Here is a 20,438-nt window from a genome sequence, read left to right as displayed (position 1 = left end):
ACTTCACGCGAAATTCGAGGTGAGATAATTGATAAAAGTAACTGGGATGAACGGGAAAGAGTTCTACCTCAATGCCGAATACATAGAAAAAATTGAGGCGAATCCTGACACAACGATAACGTTGTACAACGGTAGAAAGTACATCGTTCTCGAACCAGTTCAAGAAGTGGTGAACAGGATCATGGAATACAAGAAAAAAGTATTCTTACCACCTTTGGTAGGTGATGAATAGTGGACATAACTGTTATTTTAGGTGTTGTCGTTGGTTTCGGAATGATGGTTTACGGTATAATAAGTGGTCAAGGCGACTTTGCGACGTTCATTAACATACCATCTTTGGTCATTACAGTCGGTGGGGCGCTATCCTCGGCAATAACGGCAAACAAGAAAAACGTTGTTTTTGGTATAGTCAAGGTTATAATGGGTGCGATAAAAGAACCGAAGATCGATTACGTCGGAAATCTTCGTACACTCGTTTCATTCTCTGAAAAAGCGAGAAGAGAAGGTTTACTCTCACTTGAAGCGAATTTAGAAGAAATCCAGGATCCTTTCTTCAAAAAAGCTGTACAACTTGTTGTGGACGGTACAGAGCCAGAAGTATTGAGAACTATGATGGAGATTGAAATAGACATGGCCACTGCTGAGATGATGGACCAGAAAGGTTTCTTCGACTCACTCGGTACATTTGGACCGGCATTCGGTATGATCGGAACGCTCGTTGGTTTGATCCAGATGTTGAAGAGCTTGAACAGTCCTGAAACACTTGGACCGTCAATGGCAGTTGCTCTCATAACAACATTGTATGGTTCAATTCTTGCGAACATCGTTGGAATTCCAATTGCAGAAAAAATTGCAAAAAGAGCGGCAGATTTGGAATTATCTAAACGCATGATACTTGAAGGTGTAATATCCATACAAGCTGGTGAAAACCCAAGAGTGCTCGAAGAAAAGCTCAAGTCTTACTTACCAAGTGCAGAAAAAGTGAAATACGAAGCCCAGATTCAAGGGGCTGGTGCATAATGGCTAAAAAGGAAAAGTGTGTTTGCAAGTCCGTCCCTGAATGGCTCAATACATATGGCGACATGGTCACGTTGTTACTGACATTTTTCGTTTTGCTATTTGCGATGTCGAGCATAAGCCCAGGTAAGTTTCAACAGATTGTTGTGGGTTTAACATTAGCTCTGAGCGGCAACCCGCCCAGCGTATTAACAGGTGGTCAAACTGTTAGCGAAGAGGCGCTCATATCTCAAAAACCCGGCGTATACCAAGAGTTACTCAGGATTTCCGAAGAATACAAAGGAAAGGTAACAATTGAAGAGCGTGACGAGGGGACGTTCATTACATTAACAAACTTCAAGATTTTCGAAACAGGGAGTGCTAAACTCACTGCTGAGGCGAAAGAGATAATAGAGAAACTCGGAGCGGTGATACTTGAGTATACTTCGAACATAATTGAAGTTAGAGGATATGCCGACGATAGACCCACGACACCAGACTCGATATATCCATCCAACTGGCACCTTAGCAGCGCCAGAGCATCGAGTGTTGTTAACTTCATGCTCACTGAACTGAAGCAAAAAAGATACGTCTTAAGATATGCAGAGGTTCGTTCTGGACTATTTGATATAGACTACTTTTACTCGCCAGACAGGTTTGTCCCAATTGGAAGAGGCGACGTTGATGTCAACAAAGAATTGAAATCTATTAAAGCTAATTACGATTACGATATTTCAAAACTTCAAAGTGACTACGAAAGTGGTAAAATATCTACGGAAGAATATCAAACAAAACGGTCAGAACTAACGTCAAAGTATAACAGAGATGTCGAAAACACCAGAGCCAGATATCGAAAGATAGAAATAGTAATTAAACGAGAAACAAGGGGTAGTTGATAAAAGGGAGGAAGAAAAGATGCCTGAAGAAATGGAACAACAAGAGCAAGGTGGAAAAAAGAAAGGCGGGTTATTTAACATAATAAAATTAGTGGCAATTCCACTTGTCATATCTTTGGTTGTAAGTTTGGCAGTTTTCTTTGTTTTGGGATCAAATAAGCAACCAAGCCAAGAAGAACAACAACAAGCTGAGCAAGCCGCACCTACACAGATTAAAGCGGTTGTTATAACCGCTGGAAAATACCAAACCTTCATGCTTAAAGGTGGGCGTGATGTTGTTGTTGTAGACTCACTAACATTGCTTGTCGGCAGCGAGCCGTGTAGGGCAGCTGTCGGTGAGAAAAATGACGAAATAATGGATGCTTTAAGTACCATATTCTTGAGTAAAGAACGATTCGATTTAGTTACCCCGGCGGGATTAGATCTTTTGAAAAAGCAAATAAGGGAAGCTGTTAATCAAATTACGGGTTTTACTGGCGAAAAAGAGAAGTTAGGAGTACTTAATGTATATATATACATAAAAGCGATAAGTACTGTCCAGTGATGAACATCTCAAAAACTATACGACTTATCGGGAGGAAAAAACCTTGTCCGATGTTCTTAGCCAAGAGGAAATAGATAGGTTATTATCTGCGCTTTCTCAAGGAGAAGTGAATATAGAAGAAGTAAAGAAAGAGGGCGAAGAGAAAAAGGTTCGCACGTATGATTTTTTGCGTCCTCAAAAATTCTCAAAAGAGCAGATAAGAACTGTTCAGATGATTCACGAGAACTTTGCCAGAAGTGTCTCGACATATCTTTCTGGAAAATTGAGGTCGTTTACATCCGTAAACGTTGTTGGTATCGATCAGCTCACGTACGATGAATACATGAAATCCATAAGCAATCCGTCGTTCATAACGATATATACAGCACGTGAATTTGTCGGTAGCGCCATATTTAACATGAGCCTTGAGATATTCTACGGCATTCTGGATGTTCTTCTCGGAGGACCTGGAGAAGTTGCCGATGTTAAACGTGTGCCAACTGAAATAGAAACGGGAATAATCAAAAAGGAGATTGTAAATATACTTACTTCACTGTCTCAAGCCTGGATCTCCATTCACCCATTTATTCCGGTTGTCGAATCAACGGAAACCAACCCGCAGTTTGTCCAGATTGTACCGAGTAACGAGATGGTTTTGGCGATAACATTCTTCGTCAATTTTGGAAAAGTTGAAGGGTACATGAGCATCTGCTGGCCATCATCGGTTATTGAACCGATTGGTGAGAAACTCACAACGCAGAGCTGGTTTAAAATCAAGCAGAAAGAAATTACGAAAGAACATATAGATAATTTAAAAGAAAACCTGCAAAAGACAAAACTCGAAGTTATCGCTGTAATAGGTGAAACTACATTGACACTTGGTGAAGTGCTAACTTTGGAAGTTGGCGACGTCATAAGGCTTAGAGAACACTACACGGATCCAATTCGCGTTGAAATCAACGGAAGAACGAAATTCCTCGGCAAACCAGGACAGTATAAGGGGAATTATGCTGTTAAAGTTACCGAGGTAATCGAGGAAGGTGAAGAAGAATGATGGGAAACGATTTTTTGAGCCAAGAAGAATTAGACGCGCTGCTTGGACAAGTTGAAGCTCTTACAGACATAGAAAAAGACATGGTTGGCGAGGTTGGAAATATAATCCTCGGTGCCGGTGCTACTGCTTTATCGAATATATTGGGAAGAAAAGTTGATATTTCCACGCCAGAAGTTGAAGTAAAAACACTAAGAGAACTTAGAAACGAAATCAGAGGGGAAAAAGTTTGCGTTACAATTCACTTTGAAGGAAGTGTTGAAGGGCTGAATGCATTAGTTCTAGAAAAAATACTGGCTGCAGAAATAGCAGACATCATGATGGGTGGCGTCGGGCAAGTAGAAAATGAGGAACTCGATGAATTTAAATTGAGTGCGGTTGGTGAAGCGATGAATCAGATGATGGGCTCAGCCGCGACTTCACTTTCTGACATGATTAAGGAACCCGTAAGCATCACGCCACCAAATACTGAAATAATGAATTTTGACGACGAAAACATCAAATTTCCACCAATTGGAAATGAAAGTGATAAAGTTGCAAAGGCAACCTTTACCATGACGATAGAAGGACTGAAAGAAGCAAGATTTTTCATGGCAATGCCTATCCCGTTTGTCAGAAAATTGTACGATATGATCTTTGGTGCGACGCAACAACCTGAAAAATCTAAACAAAAAGTTGAAACCCAAAGACAAGCCTCAGCACAAGCTCAGACATTTGCTCAACCAAGGAGGGAACAACCAACGGTTGCTGCAAGGCCAGTGCAATTTGAAGACTTTGGAAGAGCAGAAGAGGCAGAAAAACCGCAAGTTATAGATGAAAGGTTGCAGCTGCTTTTCGATGTACCGCTCAATGTAACAGTTGAGCTTGGCAGAACAAAATTAACACTCAAAGAAGTCATGGAACTTGGAATCGGCTCACTTATCGAGCTTGATAAACTCACAGGTGAACCGGTTGACATATATGTGAATAACAAACTTATCGCACGTGGTGAGGTTGTTGTTATCGACGAAAACTTCGGCGTAAGGATAACAGAGATAGTCAGCCCAAAAGAGAGGTTGTACGGACTGAAATGAGAAATGAAAAATATGAAAAGAGCCCCTAATGGGGCTCTTTTGGTTTACGATATGAGGAAATCTTTCAACCAGTACGCAGAGTCTTTCAAAATACGTTTCTGCGTGTTGTAATCGACGTATATTATTCCGAAGCGTTTCGAATACCCATAAGCCCATTCGAAGTTATCCATCAAAGACCAGATGAAATAACCTTTCAAATTCACTCCTGCGTTTATCGCTTCCAATGCCTTCTCAAAATGTTTTTCTAAATATTCAATTCTGTAGGTATCTTTTACCTTTCCATTTTCTATCTTATCTGGTCCAGCCATTCCGTTTTCTGTTATATAAAGAGGTAATCTGTATCTTTCTTTCAGTGTGACAAGCATATCAAATAAGCCTTGCGGATAAATCTCCCAGCCCATCTCGGTCTTCGGCAAGTCGCCTTGGACGTACGAAAATCCCAACGGATTAGTTGTATCAAATACGACAAGCGTTCTCGTGTAGTAATTTACACCGAAGAAATCAATAGGAGTAGATATAATGTCCATGTCGTTTTCCATTACCTGAAGCCCTCGTTCCTGATAAACCTTGACGGCTTCTTCGGGATACTTTCCAAAGACAACAGGGTCATGGAACCAAGCGTTTACAAACTTGTCGACTAGCGAAGCTGCGAGGAAACTCTCTGGCCTTGAATCGCCGGGTTCTACTTTCATAACGACGTTAGTAAGTCCGATAGTTCCATCTTTTACCTCTTCTCTGAAAGATTGGACAGCGTGACCGTGTGATCTCAATAAATTGTGAGCTGCTACAATCGCTTCTTGAAGATTTTTATGCCCGGGAGCGTGTTCGCCGGTGAAATATCCAAGGAACGAAGAGCACCATGGCTCGTTGAGAGTTATCCAGTGTTTAACTCTATCTCCGAGTTCGTTGAACATGAAAGTCGCGTAGGCGCGGAAGTACATTGCGATGTCTGAATTTAGCCATCCGCCTTTTTCGTACAGTGCGTATGGCAAATCCCAGTGGTACAGTGTTATGAACGGGGTTATGTCATGTTCAAGCAACTCGTCGACTAACCTGTTGTAAAAATCCACACCTTTTTGGTTGATGTTTTTCCCGTCGGGCATGACTCGGGGCCACGAGATTGAAAACCTGTACGCGTCTAAACCTATCTCTTTCATTAACTGGACATCTTCTTTAAAACGATGATAGTGATCGCAGGCAACATCCCCGTTTTCACCAGTCATGATCTTGCCCGGGGTATGCGAAAAAATATCCCAAATCGAAGGACCTTTTCCATCCTCGTTTGCTGCCCCCTCTATCTGATAAGCAGCCGTTGCGGTTCCAAAAACAAAATTTTTCGGAAAATCGGATCTCTTTATCATACTTATTCCCCCCTCTGCAATATTGTATTTTGAAATATTAACTGAACCTATTATCGACAATCTTACTTGTTTGCACTGCGAGGTATGCATTAGCTACCGCAGAAAACGTTCCGAGTACCAGCACTAACGGCAACAGCACATATATCGCCCTCGAACCTATCAAGACACTCCCAACTAAGAACTGTACTAGATTATTCGTTACCATCCCGACAATGCTTAAACCAAGCACACTAAATGGTGTCAGTCTTGAGAGAACGCTCTGCACTAAAGCTGCTGTGATGCTACCAAAGAATCCCATGAAAAAACCGGGTGTAAAAATACTACCGGACAGAACAGAGCCGAGTAGTGATTTTGAAACCGCAAGCAGAACGGCATCTGAAAGCGTTGAAAATGCCGAAAGGTATAAAACAAGAAAGTTGGAAAATCCCCACTTGCCGCCCGGAACAGGAAATGGAATAACGCTCTCCACTACGTACACCACACTGCTCAGAGCCACCATTAAGGAGAAAATTACCAGCTTTCTGTGTCTATTAGATCCTTCTGGAATTTTGACTTTTCGAATTCTATTATCGTTCTGTTCGGCACGCAAATGATACTACCTCCCGGTCCAACCTTCCCAGTCTTTTCACAAATCTTATCAGGACAATCTGAATCTGTAACCCAGACCTTCTCACCGTCGAAATGAAGCGTTGTTACATACTTGCCGCTCTTATTGTAAATCTTCCACTCGCCAGGCTTGGAAAACTTATACACCTCTTCACCGCTAATTCGAACAACAACACTTTTGGAAAAACCAACTGACTTTTCCGCATACTTTGAAAACATATATCCAGTGGTTGAAAAGATTAATAGCATAGCGATTATCAAAAAATCTGTTTTTGAGAAAAACGGTCTGCTGCGGCTCTTTGTTCTCAAGCTACCATCCTTCCGTTGATTAAAACATGTTCTACGAAATTCTCCTGCCACATGTATGGTATGTCCAAAAACTCGCTGGTCTTCCAAATAACCAAATCGGCTGGATAGTTTGGTGCAATCAGTCCAGATTTGTAACCAACCACGTATGCAGAATTAACAGTATACGCGTTCAATACTTCCTCAGGCTCCATCCTCAAGAACCTTATCGCAAGGTGCATCACGAAACTTGGCATATATATCGGCGATGACCCTGGGTTGAAATCTGATCCCAGAGCTATACCGGCACCTGCACTGATTAAATCTCTTGCCGGCGCATAGCTCTCACCGAGATAGAAACTCGTTGAAGGCATAAGCGTAGCAACTGTGTCTGAATTCGAGAGCACATATATATCTTCGCTGCCTATCTTCAAAACATGGTCAACGCTAACAGCTCCGACTTTAACACCGAGCTTCGTGGCTCCGACATTCTCTATCTCGTCTGCATGTAATCTTATTTTCAAACCAACTGACTTCGCGTACAAAAGAAAATCTTCGATTTCATCTGGCAGAAACACGTCTTTATCGCAGAATGCATCAACGCTTTCAGCAAGCGAATTTTCTTTTATGTACTTTAACAACGCTTTCATTTCGTCTATATATTCATCGATAGGTATATTCTTTGGTCTTGCGTGCAATCCTAAGAAAGTTCCTGACAATTTGTTAGGCACAACATCTCTCAACAATTTTATCGCTTTTAACTGCTTTATCTCATTTTCCTTATCAAGCCCGTATCCGCTCTTGCACTCTATACCAACAACCCCGTGTTCAGTGAATTTTCTTACAAAATCCTTGGAAATTTCAACAAGTACTTCGAGGCTTGCATTTTTAACAAGAGAAGACGTGCAGTGGATCCCTCCGCCGGCTTGAAGAATCTCCATGTATGTCTTTCCCCTTGAGCGCATGTAGAACTCCTTCGAGCGTGAACCAACGAACGGAATATGCGTATGCGCATCGAAAAGACCAGGGGTTACAAGGTTGGCTTTCACATCTGCAGACTTGTGCTTTCGAATATCCGCGATCACGCCATCTTCGATAACTATATCACTATCGAAGAACTCCGAAATCTTCATCATATTATTTCCTCTAACTGGACCGGGCGATGAAGGGGTTAGAATTCGCTCGGCATGTATTACAAACATGCTATTCATACTTAATCTCTCCTATTTTCAAGAGCAGACTAAACAATTTCTTGAAAGCTCTACTTCTATGGGAAATAACATTCTTAACCTCTTCCCCCAACTCTCCGAATGTCTTATCGTACCCGTTTGGTATGAAAATAGGGTCGTATCCAAAACCTTTATCTCCGCGTATCTCATATGCTATCGTACCCTCTACGTAACCCTCAACGGAAAGAAGAAAATTTGTTTCAGGATTAAAATATGTGGCGCTACAAACAAACCTTGCGTGCCTGTCGTCGTAATTTCTCATCAGTTGTAGAATACTCTCCATTTTCTCAGTATAGGGTGCACCTTCCATGTATCGTGCACTCATCACGCCGGGAAAACCGCCGAGTACATCTATTGAAAGCCCGGAGTCATCAGCTATCACTGGCTTGCGTATTTCCTTTCCGTAATCAAGCGCCTTTATAATGGAATTCTCTGTAAAAGTCTCCCCTGTTTCTTCAACATCGAGCTCTGTGTTGATAGGTTCCAACGTTACAAACTCAGGTGCTATCTGCTTGATTTCAAGAACCTTATGTGCGTTTTTCGATGCTACGTAGATTATCATGAAGCCTCTTCCCCCATCTTCGCAGAATTCAAAATCTTTTTCAAGTAAAGCCCAGTCCAAGAATTCTGGACTTTCGCGACCTCTTCGGGCGTGCCTGACGCTACTAAATAGCCGCCAGCATCTCCACCCTCAGGTCCGAGGTCGATTATATAATCAGCAGACTTTATTACGTCAAGATTATGCTCGATAACAATTACGGTGTTTCCTTTATCAACGAGCCTATTTAGAACCTCAATGAGCCTTTTGACATCTTCAAAGTGTAGCCCAACTGTTGGTTCGTCCAATATATAAAGCGTTCTTCCAGTCGCTTTCTTCCTCAACTCAGAAGCGAGCTTAACGCGCTGCGCCTCACCACCGGAGAGAGTTGTAGCAGGCTGTCCGAGTTTGATATATCCGAGTCCCACATCATAAAGCACCTGTAGTGTGTCTTTTATTGTGGGTATGTTCTTGAAGAACTCGAGTGCCTCTTCGACTGTCATATCGAGGACATCTGCGATGTTCTTTCCCTTATACGTGACCTCAAGTGTTTCCGAATTGTATCTTTTGCCTTTACAAACTTCACATTCAACGTAAACTTCGGGCAGGAACATCATCTCGATCTTCACAACGCCCTGACCTGTACAAGCCTCGCACCTGCCACCTTTAACGTTGAAACTGAACCGTCCTTTATCGTATCCTCTTGCTTTTGCCTCTGGTGTCATCGCGAAAAGCTCTCTTATAGCGTCGAAAACCTTCGTGTATGTTGCTGGGTTGCTGCGAGGGGTTCTGCCGATTGGCGACTGGTCTATCGCAATAATCTTATCTATATTCTCGAGCCCTTCTATCCTGTCGTGTTCTCCAACCTCGTGCCTTGTCCTGTGGAGCTTATTGGAGATTGCTGGGTAAAGCGTATCGATTATCAAAGAGCTCTTCCCAGAACCGCTCACCCCAGTCACGCAGATGAAAGTTCCGAGCGGGAACTCGACGGTCAAATCTTTCAAATTGTTGTGCCTTGCCCCTACTATGCGTATGTGATTACCGTTTCCTCTCCGCCTTTCCTTTGGAACCTCTATCTTCAACCTTCCAGAAAGATACTTGCCGGTCAACGAACTTTCACTCTTCAATATCTCCGTGACAGGACCTTGGAACACGACATTTCCGCCGTTCACACCAGCTCTCGGACCTATGTCGACAATATAGTCTGCACTCTCTATTACTTCCTCATCGTGCTCCACAACTATAACCGTGTTGCCAAGGTCCCGCAATTCTTTAAGCATTGAAATCAATTTACTATTATCTCTTTGATGCAACCCGATTGTTGGTTCGTCCAAAACGTATATCACTCCGGTTAACTTTGAGCCTATCTGTGTCGCGAGCCTTATCCTCTGCGCCTCACCACCTGAAAGAGTTCTCACATTTCTCGAAAGACTAAGATACCCAAGTCCTACGCGTTCAAGGAAATCAAGGCGCTTTTCGATTTCTTGTAATAGTTCCCTTATTGCCTCATACTGCTTTGGCGTAATTTTTTCAGGCAGATTCCTGATTATTTTTAGCTCTTTTGATATCGGCAGTTCGGTGAAATCGATAATGCTTAAGTTATCGATTGTAACGCTCAACGCTTCCCTTCTAAGCCTTTTGCCTTTGCACGTCTGGCAAGTGCGCTCAACGAAGAAATTGTCAACGATCCACTCGCGCATCTCTTCAGATGTGTACTCTTCATACCTCTCTTTAACAAGTCTAACGATTCCTTCGAAATATTCAGTGCCGTAAAGCACAGCCTCTTTAACCTCTAATGGCTGTTCAAAGAAGGGTTTATCCACATTTCCGCCGTATTCTCTGACGATGCGTTCCAGCCTTCTGGGTAGCCATCCATCAGCTTTGTGGCCGATCCTCAAACCCTGAATGATTGGAAGTTCCTCTTCGAATAGAGAATCCTCATCGACCTCAAGCTTAAAACCGAGCCCGTGACAGTCAGGACACGCTCCGTATGGAGCGTTAAAAGAAAAGAGCTTTGGATTGATCTCCGGCATCGAAAATCCGCAAGAAAGACATGAAAGTTTCTCAGAATACAGATGCTCATCGCTTTCGGATCTAACCAAAACAAAGCCATTTCCCTCTTTTAACGCAAGCTCGATCGATTGAAATAGCCTATGTGTGTCTTCTCCTGAAACTTCAATTCTATCTATCACAAGACTCACATTGTGCCTGACGTTTTTATTGAGCTCGGGTACCTCCTCGAGCCTGTAAACTTGCCCGTCTACCTCTACGCGTGTGAACCCTCTGTTGAGGAAGCTTTCGAATTCTTCCTTAAAAGTCCCCTTCTTTTCTCGAGCGATTGGAGACAGTATCAGCACTCTCTTGCCTTGAAAATGCTTAACAACATGCGAAACTATCTCATCAACAGACATCTTTTGAAGCTCACTACCGCAATTTGGACAATGAGGTACTCCAATTTGTGCGTAGAGTACCCTCAGATAATCGTATATCTCTGTTACGGTTCCAACTGTCGACCTCGGGTTGTGAGATACGCTCTTTTGGTCTATCGCAATTGTTGGAGAAAGCCCTTCAATGCTATCAACGTCTGGCTTTTTCAATTCGCCTATGAACTGCCTCGCGTACGTTGATAGACTCTCCAAATATCGCCTTTGTCCTTCTATAAAGATGGTATCCATTGCCAAAGAGCTCTTGCCAGAACCGGAAAGCCCGGTAATTACAACGAGCTTGTTCTTTGGAATCACAACATCTATATTCTTTAAATTGTGTACTCTTGCACCCTTAACTATCAATTTATCCATCTACTATCTTCTAAACCTCCTTGAAAGTGCCGAACCCAGCATTAACAATATTAAAATACCGAATAGCAGTACTTCTACACTTAGAGCTACCAATTTTCTTTGCACATCATCGGTTGAAAGATAACCGTACGCACGGGCTTGGAACGGGAAAAACCAAGTGATCGCTGCTATCACGAACATTATGACCAATGTTAAAAAGATCGTTCGAAAAGTATTCCATGTATCGTCAAGTTCGCTTTCAAACCTTTCGAGCTTGTTGTTCAACTGCTCGATTTCCTTTTCATACCTTTCGATGTGTTCTTCAAATTTTCCAATTGATTCCAGAAGTTTCTTTTCAATCTCTTCACGTTCCATACAGCTCCCCCCAGTAAGAGCTTATGAATATTATTTAATGTTGACTATAGCGCTAACAGTCAAGAAGTAAATCAATATACCCCCAAGGTCTGCGATTGTGGTAATCAGTGGACCTGCCATAACTGCTGGGTCTATCCTCATGAGCCTTCCAAGAAACGGCAACATAGCTCCGATAACGTTAGCAAAGATTATGACGAGCAATATCGATATACCAGCTGAGAGATTAACTAAGAGATTATTTGAAATCAAAAGACCTCGAACGAACAAAACGACACCCAAGACACCGCCTATAATTAAGCCGATTATGAGTTCCCTCACAAAAACCTTGAACCAATCTTTCAGATCGACATCTCCAAGCGTCATGCTTCTTATAATGAGCGTACTACTTTGACTACCAGCATTTCCGCCAGCATCTACCATCGTGGTCATGAACGCGGCGATGATAGGTATCGCAGCCAAAACACTCTCGAATTTGTGGATAATAAAAGCGCTTACGCTCTGCAGTAGTAACAATCCAATCAGCCACGGTAGCCTGTTCTTAATAAACACTAATATTGGCGTGTGAAAATAAGATGTTTGAATAGCGCTCATACCGGCCATCTTGTGAATATCCTCAGTTGCTTCTTCATCTATGATGTCAACTATATCGTCGACTGTTACGATACCCACAAGCCTCAAATCGTTATCGACGACAGCTATTGCGTTGAGGTCGTATTTTTTCATAATTGTTGCAACCTCTTCTTGGTCTGTTGTCGTCTTGACATAAACGGGATCCGGCGAGTAGATTTCTTCGATCGGAGTATCTGGATCACTAAAGATCAAATCCTCAAGCTGGAGAGTCCCAAGCAGAGTTCTATCCTCTTCGACCACGAAAATAGTGTAAATAGTCTCAGCATCTTTTCCAAACTTGCGCACCTTAGTCAGAGCCTCTTCGACTGTCATCGTCTTTGTCACGTACACAAAATAAGGCGACATCAAACGCCCTGCGGAATTTTCAGGGTAATTCAGTACTTCTATTGTCTGTTCCCTCTCGCTCTTTGGCAAGAAAGAAAGCAGTTTAGTAACAACATCAGCGGGCAACTCGTCTAACAAGTCGGCTCTATCGGCGGGATCCATGTTCTTAAAGAGGGACTTAATCTCGTCGTCGGTGAGCATTCTGATAAGTTCAATTTGTTCATCGGGCTCAAGTTTGGAAAAGACCTCCGCTGCTAACTCTTTGTGAAGTAAGCGGAAGACAATCGCCTTTTCCGATGTCTGCAGTTCTTCTATCATCTCGTAAACTACATTGGCGTCCTGGTCTTCCAGTAGCATCTTGAGGGTGCGAAAATCGCCGCGTTCGATGAGTTTCCTGAGGTCTACCTGTAGTTTGACCTTCATCGTGAGTACCTCCTCCTTATAGATTTGTTGGTTTATGGTGGCTTGTTACTGGAATAACTCGGATATTCCACAGAGAATCACCTTCCTTCATATACAGTTTTTTTGCGGTTATAAAGCTGTTCTGGTGGTCAAACAAATGGAAGAATTATTGCAACTTAATTATATCAAAATAATGCTTTACTTAGAACTTTTTATCAATGAATTTTCTGTAAACAAATGTATAATTTTGTGGACATCTACAACATAATTCCGACATCCAACTATTTCAGTGACAATAAGTGAAAAAAATCGAAGATATGTTATAATATATCAAGAACTGAGTTGCAATTTGAGAAAATCGCAAATGGAGGGAAAGCAGATGAAGGAGTATAGACCGCAAGAGATAGAAGGAAAATGGCAGAAAGTATGGGAGGAAAAGAAAGTTTTCGACACGCCTCAGTATTCTGATAAACCCAAGTATTATGCCCTTGTCATGTTCCCTTATCCGTCCGGAACATTACACGTAGGACATGTCAAGAACTACGTAATTGGCGACATCGTTGCGAGGTACAAGAGAATGCAAGGTTACAACGTCCTACATCCGTTTGGCTACGACGCATTTGGACTTCCAGCAGAAAACGCAGCGATCGCACATAAAATTCACCCGAAAAAATGGACACTCGATAATATAAAGGTAATACGAGGGCAGATAAAGAAACTTGGAATTACGTATGACTGGAATAGAGAAGTTATTACATGTACGGAAGATTACTACAAATGGACGCAGTGGGTATTTCTGAAGCTTTACGAAGCAGGACTTGCTTACAAGAAACCCGGCGCAGTTAACTGGTGCCCGAGCTGTCAAACAGTGCTTGCGAATGAACAAGTAAAAGATGGAAAATGTGAAAGATGTGGCACGACAGTGACGATGAAGTATCTTGAGCAGTGGTATTTCAAAATTACTGACTATGCCGAAAAACTGCTTGAAGGACTCGACAGGTTACCAGGCTGGCCCGAACACGTAAAGACGATGCAAAGAAACTGGATAGGCAAGAGCACCGGGGCGGAAGTGGATTTCCCAGTCGATGGGCTTGATAAGAAGATAAGGATATTCACAACAAGACCCGACACGATATATGGTGTTACATTCATGGCTATAGCTCCTGAATCGCCGCTCGTGCTTGAACTTGTTACAGAAGACAAGAAAAAAGAGGTCGAAGAATTCTTGGCTAAAGTTGCGCTCGAAGACAGGTTCAAGAGAACGAGCCTTGAAGCCAAAAAGGAAGGCGTATTCCTTGGAAGATATGCCATAAACCCACTCAACGGCGAGAAAATACCGATCTACGTAGCCAATTACATACTCTACGAATACGGAACTGGTGCGATAATGGCAGTCCCTGCACACGACCAGAGGGATTTCGATTTTGCTAAGACGTACGGCTTACCGATTAAGCAGGTTATAAAACCGAAAGATGGGGAATGGAACGTAGAAGAAAAACCGTACGAAGAAGAAGGCATAATGGTTAACAGCGGTCCATTCGACGGATTGGAAAGCACGAAAGGAATTGAAGAAGTAAGTAAATACATAGAAGAAAAAGGCTATGGAAAAAGAAGCGTACAATACAAACTCAGAGACTGGCTCATCTCAAGGCAGAGATACTGGGGAGCACCAATTCCGGTTGTCTATTGTGAAAAATGTGGAATCGTTCCTGTGCCGGAAAAAGACTTGCCGGTGAAACTGCCTGAAAACGTAGAATTCTTGCCAACGGGTCAATCACCACTCACGCTCAGCGAAGAATTCAAACACACAACATGTCCGAAATGTGGGGGACCTGCGCACAGAGAAGTTGAAACGATGGATACGTTCGTAGACAGCTCATGGTACTACCTGAGATACGTGAATCCGAAAGACGACGACAAACCATTTGACACCAAAGACGTCAACTACTGGCTGCCGGTTGACCAGTACATCGGCGGAGTTGAACATGCTGTTCTTCACCTGCTCTACTCTCGTTTCATCACGAAAGTACTCTATGATCTCGGATACGTTGGATTCGACGAACCGTTTAAGAACCTCTTCACGCAGGGAATGATATACAAAGATGGATGGAAGATGAGTAAATCTAAAGGCAACGTTGTTTCGCCTGACGAAATGATCGAAAAGTACGGAACAGATACGCTGAGGATGTACATACTCTTTATGGCTCCACCGGAAAAAGACGCAGAATGGAATGATGCTGGTATAGAAGGCGTACACAGATTTATAAAACGTTTGTGGAATAACTACTACAAAATGATTGAATTAATTAACTCTGAAGGTGCTGGAACAAAAGAATTCGGCAAAGAGGAAAAGAGCCTGAGAAGAAAACTCCACGCGATGATAAAGAAGATAAGAGAAGACATAGAAGGCGGATTCAAGTTCAACACGGCGATTGCAGGATTGATGGAGTTCAACAACCAGCTCTCTGATTACCTTGAAAAGACTGCAACACCGAACAAAGAACTTCTCAGAGAGATTACAGAAAAATTGGCACTAATACTCTCCCCATTCGCACCGCACATGGCAGAGGAGATGTGGCACGATATTGGAAAAGAGTCGCTTATCGTGGAGGAAAGATGGCCTGAATACGATCCGAGCGCACTGAAGGAAGAAGAGATAACCGTTGTCGTTCAGGTGAATGGAAAAGTAAGAGGCAAAGTAGTTGTACCAGCCGATGCGAATGAAGAAGAGATAAAACAGATGGCTATTGAAAGTGCGAAAAAACAACTCGAAGGAAAACAAATCGTAAATACGTTCTACGTTCCTGGCAAGCTGGTGAATATAGTTATAAAATAAGAAAGATTCAAATTCAGGTGGATATCGAAAGGGGGATAACGGATGAAGAAACTCCTGCTAGTTGTTGTTTTCACAACAATCGTTTTAAGTAGCATATCTTTAGCTCAGCAAGACGTGGTGGCAATAGTAAATGGAAGAAACGTAACGATGGACGAATGGAACAGGGAAGCGAACATCCAAAAACTCTTAATGGAAATCCAGAGTTCGAACGAAATATTCTACAGTGTGCTGACAACATCACAAGAGGGTTTAGTTCTCCTCGAAAGGTACAAGCTGAAAGTACTCGATACACTTATAAAAAAGATACTCTTCATACAATTTGCTGAAAGCTTGAAAGTACAGCCCGATGAAAAAACGGTAAAAGCGGACGTAGAAAACGAAATAAAGAAATTACTAACTGACCTAAAAATGACAGAACAGCAGTTCAACGACTACCTCATGCAGTTCGGCATGGGAACTTTGAGCGATTACAGGCAGAAACTATATTTCCAAAGAACGTACGCACTCAGCCTTGCGAATGTTTATGCTCTCTATTTGAAAGATATCGCAGTCACAGACGATGAAATCAAGGCGTATTATGATAAGAACAAAGACAAATACACCGTAAGCACGCAGTACGACTTAGTAGTGTTTAAGACAAAAGACAAAGCCTTAGCTGATTCGATAAGGCAAGAGCTTGTTAAAAAAACTGCGGTTGAAGAGATCAGCAAAAAATACAACATAACTGTGACAGTGAATGGAATGGTAAGTCAGAACGATACGACGAAGCTACCGCAAGCACTCTGGATCTACGTGAACAGCGCAATAAAAGGTACGGCACTACCAGTCCAGCAAGTTTCAGGCGAGTACTATGTTATCCAAGTGCGCGACATAAAAGTTGGAGGAACCAAATCGCTGGATCAGGTCAAGGAAGAAATCAAGAATGCTCTACTCAGCCAAAAACAGGAGCAGGCTAAACAAAAAGTATTGACCGATTTTGATGCATTCAGCAAGAAAGCGAAGATAGATATCCTTTATAAGAGCAGTATCGTAAAGAACTGAGTGGTGGAAATACGCCTGGTAAATATCTGGGGAAGCGTGGATGGGAACTGGGACTGGTAAGAATATCTTAGAAGCACAAGTGTTGAGAAATGAAATTAAGAGGAGACTAATAAAGCATCTTATAAGTATCTTCGCAGTCTTTTTTGTCGGGACTATTTACTACTGGGTTTTTGAAGATCTTTCATTTCTCGACGCACTGTTCTTTACGGGCATAACTATATCTACAGTTGGATACGGAATGCCCGACACGATCTCAAGTACCGGAAGAATATTTACGTTGTTTCTAATCTTAGCTGGGTTATCCGTTGTTCTGTACAGTGTTTCTTACATTACAGCACTTTTGGTAGAAGGCGAACTAACGCAACTTTTTAAGGTGAGGCGAACTGAGAAAAGGGTGTCGAAGATGAATAATCATATTATCGTTGTTGGAATCGGAAACATAGGAACTCAGGTAGTGAATCAGCTTTTGCGTTTCAAAGAAGATGTAGTTGGCATCGATGCGAATATCACGGAAAAAGAAATTCGAGAAAGACTAATCGAAGATGGTTCAAAGCTTGTATTCATAAACGGCGATGCAACGAATGAGAATGTATTGCTGAAAGCTGGCATAAAACAAGCACGTGCGCTGATTACAACACTACCTGACGACGCATTAAACATCTTTGTCACGCTAACTGCGAAGAACATGAACCCAAATATATACGTGGTATCTAATATAAGCAATATAAACAATTTAACAAAGTTCATATACGCAGGTGTTGACCATCCGATTGCAACCGCAGAGATTGCGGGAGTGAAAATGGTTGAGACAATCATATTAAGAAAACAACGGGAAAACGTCCTTGACGTTTTGAACATACGAGATAAGAGATTCAGAGTGGAGATAGTGGACGTCAGTTCTACAAACCTCGAAGGCAAGCGGATAGAAGAATTACGGCTCAAAGAAAAATATAACGTGTACATAGTTGCGTTGTTAAAAGGTGAAGAATTCGTACTTGGACCTTCGAAAAACGAGATAATCTGCAAAGATTGCAAACTCATTGCATTTGGAGAAGAAGAAGGTCTGAGCAGATTTAGAAACGACTTTTTGCAAGCAAAATAAAGTAATCAGAAAACATAGACAGGAGGGACAAAAATGAAGCTGAAGACGATGACGATGGAATGGACTGGTGACACGTTAGTTTTAATTGACCAAAGGAGGCTTCCGTTCGAAGAAGTTTACGTCACATGCGCTGACTATAGAGCAGTTGCACTCGCGATAAAAGAAATGGTTGTGCGCGGAGCTCCAGCGATAGGAGCAACAGCTGCGTTTGGCTACGTTTTAGGGGCTAAGGAAATTACAAGAAAAACATACAATTACGAACAAGCTGTCCTTCAGATGAAAAGCGTCAAAGAAACGCTTGCTAAGACCAGACCGACAGCTGTTAACCTCTTCTGGGCACTCGACAGAATGGAAAAAAGGCTAATTGAACATGGAAAGTTCGAAGGACTCTCAAAAGCACTTGAAGACGAAGCGATTAAGATAGCAAAAGAAGATATAGAGACGAACAAGGCGATAGGTAGGCACGGTGCTGCACTCTTGGAAGATGGCTTCACAGTTTTGACACACTGTAATGCAGGTGCGCTTGCAACCGTTGACTATGGTACAGCTCTTGGCGTGCTGCGTGCTGCGAAAGAACAGGGCAAAAGAATAAAAGTCTATGCTGATGAAACAAGACCTTACCTGCAAGGTGCGAGATTGACAGCTTGGGAACTTATGAAAGACGGTTTCGACGTGACACTGATCAGCGACAACATGGCAGGATGGGTAATGAAGCAGGGCAAAATAAACGCCGTAATAGTCGGTGCCGACAGGATTGCGGCAAACGGAGATGTCGCCAACAAAATAGGCACTTACATGGTTGCTGTGCTTGCCAAAAAGCACGGAATCCCGTTCTATGTTGCAGCACCATTGAGCACGATAGATTTATCTATTAAGAGTGGAAAAGAAATACCGATAGAAGAAAGATCACACGAAGAAGTCGCAACATGCGGTGGAAAGAGAATTGCACCGAATAACGTTAACATATACAACCCTGCTTTCGATGTTACCGAACACGAGCTCGTAACTGCTATAATCACTGAAAAAGGCGTGGTGTATCCACCTTACGAAGAGAACCTTAAAAAACTTTTTGAGGAGTGAACAATATGGTAGACCTTAAGCTTTTAAGAAAATCACCGGAGATATTCTACGAAGCGCTGAACAAAAGAAATTACTCAACCGAACTAATTGACAAGATAGTTGAACTTGACAAAGAATGGAGGAATTATGTAAATCTTGTGAACAATCTCAAGGCAAAGAGAAATGAATTATCAAAGAGTGTTGCAAAATTGAAAGCCGAAGGCAAAAACGAAGAAGCGAACGAAATAATCGCCGAGAGCAAGAAACTTGGCGATGAAATTGCGCTCCACGAGGCAAAACAAAAAGAACTCGAAGAAGAGATGTACAAACTCGCTCTATATATACCGAACGTACCGCACGAAAGTGTCGTAGTAGGAAAAGATGAGATGGAAAATGTCGAAGTTCGCAGATGGGGAGAACCGAGAAAGTTCGATTTTGAACCGAAAGCCCACTGGGACTTGGGACCAGAACTCGGTATGCTCGACTTTGACAGAGGCGCGAAATTGAGCGGTTCGAGATTCACGGTTATGTTCGGCGCAATCGCAAGGCTTGAAAGAGCGATTGCACAATTCATGCTCGACACGCATGCAAAGAATGGATACATAGAAGTTAACGTTCCACATCTTGTGAAACGAGAGACCATAACAGCAACAGGTCAGCTTCCAAAATTCGCGGAAGAACTTTACACATGTGAAAAAGACGACCTCTTCTTGATACCAACTGCCGAAGTCTCGCTCGCTGCGCTCCACATAGACGAGATATTGGAAGAAAATCAACTTCCAAAGAAATATACGGCATTTACTCCATGTTATAGAAGAGAAGCGGGAAGCTATGGAAAGGATGTAAGGGGACTAATAAGACAACACCAGTTTGAGAAAGTTGAACTCGTATGGTACACGACACCAGAGAGGTCCTTCGACGACCTTGAACAACTCACACGCGATGCCGAGACAATACTCCAGCTCCTCGGACTGCCATACAGAGTGGTTATGCTCTGCACGGGTGACCTCGGCTTTGCAGCTGCGAAGACGTACGACATAGAAGTTTGGCTGCCGTCTTACAATGCCTACAAAGAAATATCTTCGTGCAGCAACGACACAGACTTCCAAGCGAGAAGAGGAAACATGCGTTACAGAACCAAAGATGGAAAGATGAACTACGTTCACACGCTGAACGGTTCAGGTCTTGCTATCGGAAGGACATTGGTAGCGATTATGGAAAACTATCAAAATCCTGATGGAACAATAACCGTTCCCGAAGTCTTGAGACCGTACATGGGAACGGACATAATTAGACCGATGTGATGAAGTGCACTGCAAAGGGAGATAAGTCAA

At 42.5% G+C, this 20,438-nt stretch carries 19 protein-coding genes; 11 read left to right on the top strand and 8 right to left on the bottom strand.

The features are described from left to right. Window positions 1-28: 28 nt before the first annotated feature. Genes IB67_RS10535 through fliY form a run of 6 tightly spaced genes read left to right on the top strand, consistent with a single transcriptional unit; the run spans window position 29 to window position 4,539 of the window. Window positions 29-232 carry a flagellar FlbD family protein gene (locus IB67_RS10535; RefSeq protein WP_072757373.1) on the top strand — a complete coding sequence of 68 codons (204 nt, stop codon included), beginning with the start codon at window positions 29-31 and terminating at the stop codon, window positions 230-232. Then, entirely contained in the window at window positions 232-1,020 is a 789-nt protein-coding gene (locus IB67_RS10530) for a motility protein A (protein WP_072757371.1), read from the top strand. Before IB67_RS10535 ends, IB67_RS10530 begins: the two co-directional genes overlap by 1 nt. After that, window positions 1,020-1,892: an OmpA/MotB family protein gene (locus tag IB67_RS10525; protein WP_072757369.1), complete on the top strand. Its 873-nt coding sequence runs from the start codon at window positions 1,020-1,022 to the stop codon at window positions 1,890-1,892. The genes IB67_RS10530 and IB67_RS10525 overlap by 1 nt, the downstream gene beginning before the upstream one ends. 19 nt (window positions 1,893-1,911) lie before the next feature. Continuing rightward, a complete protein-coding gene (locus IB67_RS10520) occupies window positions 1,912-2,436 on the top strand; it encodes a flagellar basal body-associated FliL family protein (RefSeq protein ID WP_072757367.1) in 525 nt (174 codons plus the stop codon). A gap of 43 nt (window positions 2,437-2,479) precedes the next feature. After that, the gene (fliM, locus tag IB67_RS10515) at window positions 2,480-3,469 is read left to right on the top strand and encodes a flagellar motor switch protein FliM (RefSeq protein WP_072757365.1); all 990 of its coding nucleotides are present in this window, start codon (window positions 2,480-2,482) and stop codon (window positions 3,467-3,469) included. Beyond that, complete coding sequence (fliY, locus tag IB67_RS10510) at window positions 3,466-4,539, top strand: flagellar motor switch phosphatase FliY (RefSeq protein WP_072757363.1); 1,074 nt, start codon at window positions 3,466-3,468, stop codon at window positions 4,537-4,539. The genes fliM and fliY overlap by 4 nt, the downstream gene beginning before the upstream one ends. 44 nt (window positions 4,540-4,583) lie before the next feature. Here the strand turns inward: fliY and IB67_RS10505 are convergent, their stop codons facing one another. From IB67_RS10505 to mgtE, 8 genes are read right to left on the bottom strand one after another with little or no spacing between them, the layout of a single operon-like run. After that, complete coding sequence (locus tag IB67_RS10505) at window positions 4,584-5,897, bottom strand: GH1 family beta-glucosidase (protein WP_084634305.1); 1,314 nt, start codon at window positions 5,895-5,897, stop codon at window positions 4,584-4,586. Between the two features lie 40 nt (window positions 5,898-5,937). Beyond that, window positions 5,938-6,399: a Gx transporter family protein gene (locus tag IB67_RS10500; RefSeq protein WP_072757360.1), complete on the bottom strand. Its 462-nt coding sequence runs from the start codon at window positions 6,397-6,399 to the stop codon at window positions 5,938-5,940. A gap of 11 nt (window positions 6,400-6,410) precedes the next feature. After that, window positions 6,411-6,815: a NusG domain II-containing protein gene (locus IB67_RS10495; RefSeq protein WP_245789413.1), complete on the bottom strand. Its 405-nt coding sequence runs from the start codon at window positions 6,813-6,815 to the stop codon at window positions 6,411-6,413. Beyond that, window positions 6,812-8,002 (bottom strand): imidazolonepropionase, encoded by a 1,191-nt coding sequence (gene hutI, locus IB67_RS10490; RefSeq protein ID WP_498875316.1) that lies wholly within the window; start codon window positions 8,000-8,002, stop codon window positions 6,812-6,814. Before hutI ends, IB67_RS10495 begins: the two co-directional genes overlap by 4 nt. Further along, window positions 7,995-8,582, bottom strand: coding sequence for an RdgB/HAM1 family non-canonical purine NTP pyrophosphatase (rdgB, locus tag IB67_RS10485; RefSeq protein ID WP_072757359.1), 588 nt, complete (start codon window positions 8,580-8,582; stop codon window positions 7,995-7,997). Before rdgB ends, hutI begins: the two co-directional genes overlap by 8 nt. Beyond that, window positions 8,579-11,356, bottom strand: a complete 2,778-nt coding sequence (gene uvrA / locus IB67_RS10480) for an excinuclease ABC subunit UvrA (RefSeq protein ID WP_072757357.1) — start codon at window positions 11,354-11,356, stop codon at window positions 8,579-8,581. The genes rdgB and uvrA overlap by 4 nt, the downstream gene beginning before the upstream one ends. A 3-nt stretch (window positions 11,357-11,359) precedes the next feature. After that, complete coding sequence (locus tag IB67_RS10475) at window positions 11,360-11,710, bottom strand: hypothetical protein (RefSeq protein ID WP_072757355.1); 351 nt, start codon at window positions 11,708-11,710, stop codon at window positions 11,360-11,362. 30 nt (window positions 11,711-11,740) lie between these two features. Further along, window positions 11,741-13,087, bottom strand: coding sequence for a magnesium transporter (gene mgtE, locus IB67_RS10470; RefSeq protein ID WP_072757352.1), 1,347 nt, complete (start codon window positions 13,085-13,087; stop codon window positions 11,741-11,743). 358 nt (window positions 13,088-13,445) lie between these two features. Here mgtE and leuS point away from each other — a divergent pair, with 358 nt between their 5' ends. Genes leuS through serS form a run of 5 tightly spaced genes read left to right on the top strand, consistent with a single transcriptional unit; the run spans window position 13,446 to window position 20,408 of the window. Then, entirely contained in the window at window positions 13,446-15,902 is a 2,457-nt protein-coding gene (leuS, locus tag IB67_RS10465) for a leucine--tRNA ligase (protein ID WP_072757350.1), read from the top strand. Window positions 15,903-15,944: 42 nt separating this feature from the next. Further along, complete coding sequence (locus IB67_RS10460; protein ID WP_072757348.1) at window positions 15,945-16,943, top strand: peptidyl-prolyl cis-trans isomerase; 999 nt, start codon at window positions 15,945-15,947, stop codon at window positions 16,941-16,943. 40 nt (window positions 16,944-16,983) lie between these two features. Continuing rightward, on the top strand, window positions 16,984-18,045 hold the full coding sequence (locus IB67_RS10455; protein ID WP_084634285.1) for a potassium channel family protein: 1,062 nt from the start codon (window positions 16,984-16,986) through the stop codon (window positions 18,043-18,045). 33 nt (window positions 18,046-18,078) lie between these two features. Next, window positions 18,079-19,125: an S-methyl-5-thioribose-1-phosphate isomerase gene (gene mtnA / locus IB67_RS10450; RefSeq protein ID WP_072757346.1), complete on the top strand. Its 1,047-nt coding sequence runs from the start codon at window positions 18,079-18,081 to the stop codon at window positions 19,123-19,125. A 5-nt stretch (window positions 19,126-19,130) separates the two neighbouring features. Continuing rightward, window positions 19,131-20,408, top strand: coding sequence for a serine--tRNA ligase (gene serS, locus IB67_RS10445; RefSeq protein ID WP_072757344.1), 1,278 nt, complete (start codon window positions 19,131-19,133; stop codon window positions 20,406-20,408). Window positions 20,409-20,438 lie beyond the last annotated feature (30 nt).

This window comes from Fervidobacterium riparium, assembly GCF_025370035.1.
Taxonomy (GTDB): Bacteria; Thermotogota; Thermotogae; order Thermotogales; family Fervidobacteriaceae; genus Fervidobacterium; species Fervidobacterium gondwanense.
This window is presented reverse-complemented; position numbering and strand designations above follow the sequence as displayed.

Coding starts and splice junctions, on each gene's coding strand:
- IB67_RS10525 (WP_072757369.1), top strand. CDS start 1,020: ATGGCTAAAAAGGAAAAGTGTGTTTGCAAGTCCGTCCCTGAATGGCTC.
- IB67_RS10520 (WP_072757367.1), top strand. CDS start 1,912: ATGCCTGAAGAAATGGAACAACAAGAGCAAGGTGGAAAAAAGAAAGGC.
- fliY (WP_072757363.1), top strand. CDS start 3,466: ATGATGGGAAACGATTTTTTGAGCCAAGAAGAATTAGACGCGCTGCTT.
- IB67_RS10500 (WP_072757360.1), bottom strand. CDS start 6,399: ATGGTGGCTCTGAGCAGTGTGGTGTACGTAGTGGAGAGCGTTATTCCA.
- hutI (WP_498875316.1), bottom strand. CDS start 8,002: ATGAATAGCATGTTTGTAATACATGCCGAGCGAATTCTAACCCCTTCA.
- rdgB (WP_072757359.1), bottom strand. CDS start 8,582: ATGATAATCTACGTAGCATCGAAAAACGCACATAAGGTTCTTGAAATC.
- uvrA (WP_072757357.1), bottom strand. CDS start 11,356: ATGGATAAATTGATAGTTAAGGGTGCAAGAGTACACAATTTAAAGAAT.
- IB67_RS10475 (WP_072757355.1), bottom strand. CDS start 11,710: ATGGAACGTGAAGAGATTGAAAAGAAACTTCTGGAATCAATTGGAAAA.
- mgtE (WP_072757352.1), bottom strand. CDS start 13,087: ATGAAGGTCAAACTACAGGTAGACCTCAGGAAACTCATCGAACGCGGC.
- leuS (WP_072757350.1), top strand. CDS start 13,446: ATGAAGGAGTATAGACCGCAAGAGATAGAAGGAAAATGGCAGAAAGTA.
- IB67_RS10460 (WP_072757348.1), top strand. CDS start 15,945: ATGAAGAAACTCCTGCTAGTTGTTGTTTTCACAACAATCGTTTTAAGT.
- IB67_RS10455 (WP_084634285.1), top strand. CDS start 16,984: ATGGGAACTGGGACTGGTAAGAATATCTTAGAAGCACAAGTGTTGAGA.
- mtnA (WP_072757346.1), top strand. CDS start 18,079: ATGAAGCTGAAGACGATGACGATGGAATGGACTGGTGACACGTTAGTT.
- serS (WP_072757344.1), top strand. CDS start 19,131: ATGGTAGACCTTAAGCTTTTAAGAAAATCACCGGAGATATTCTACGAA.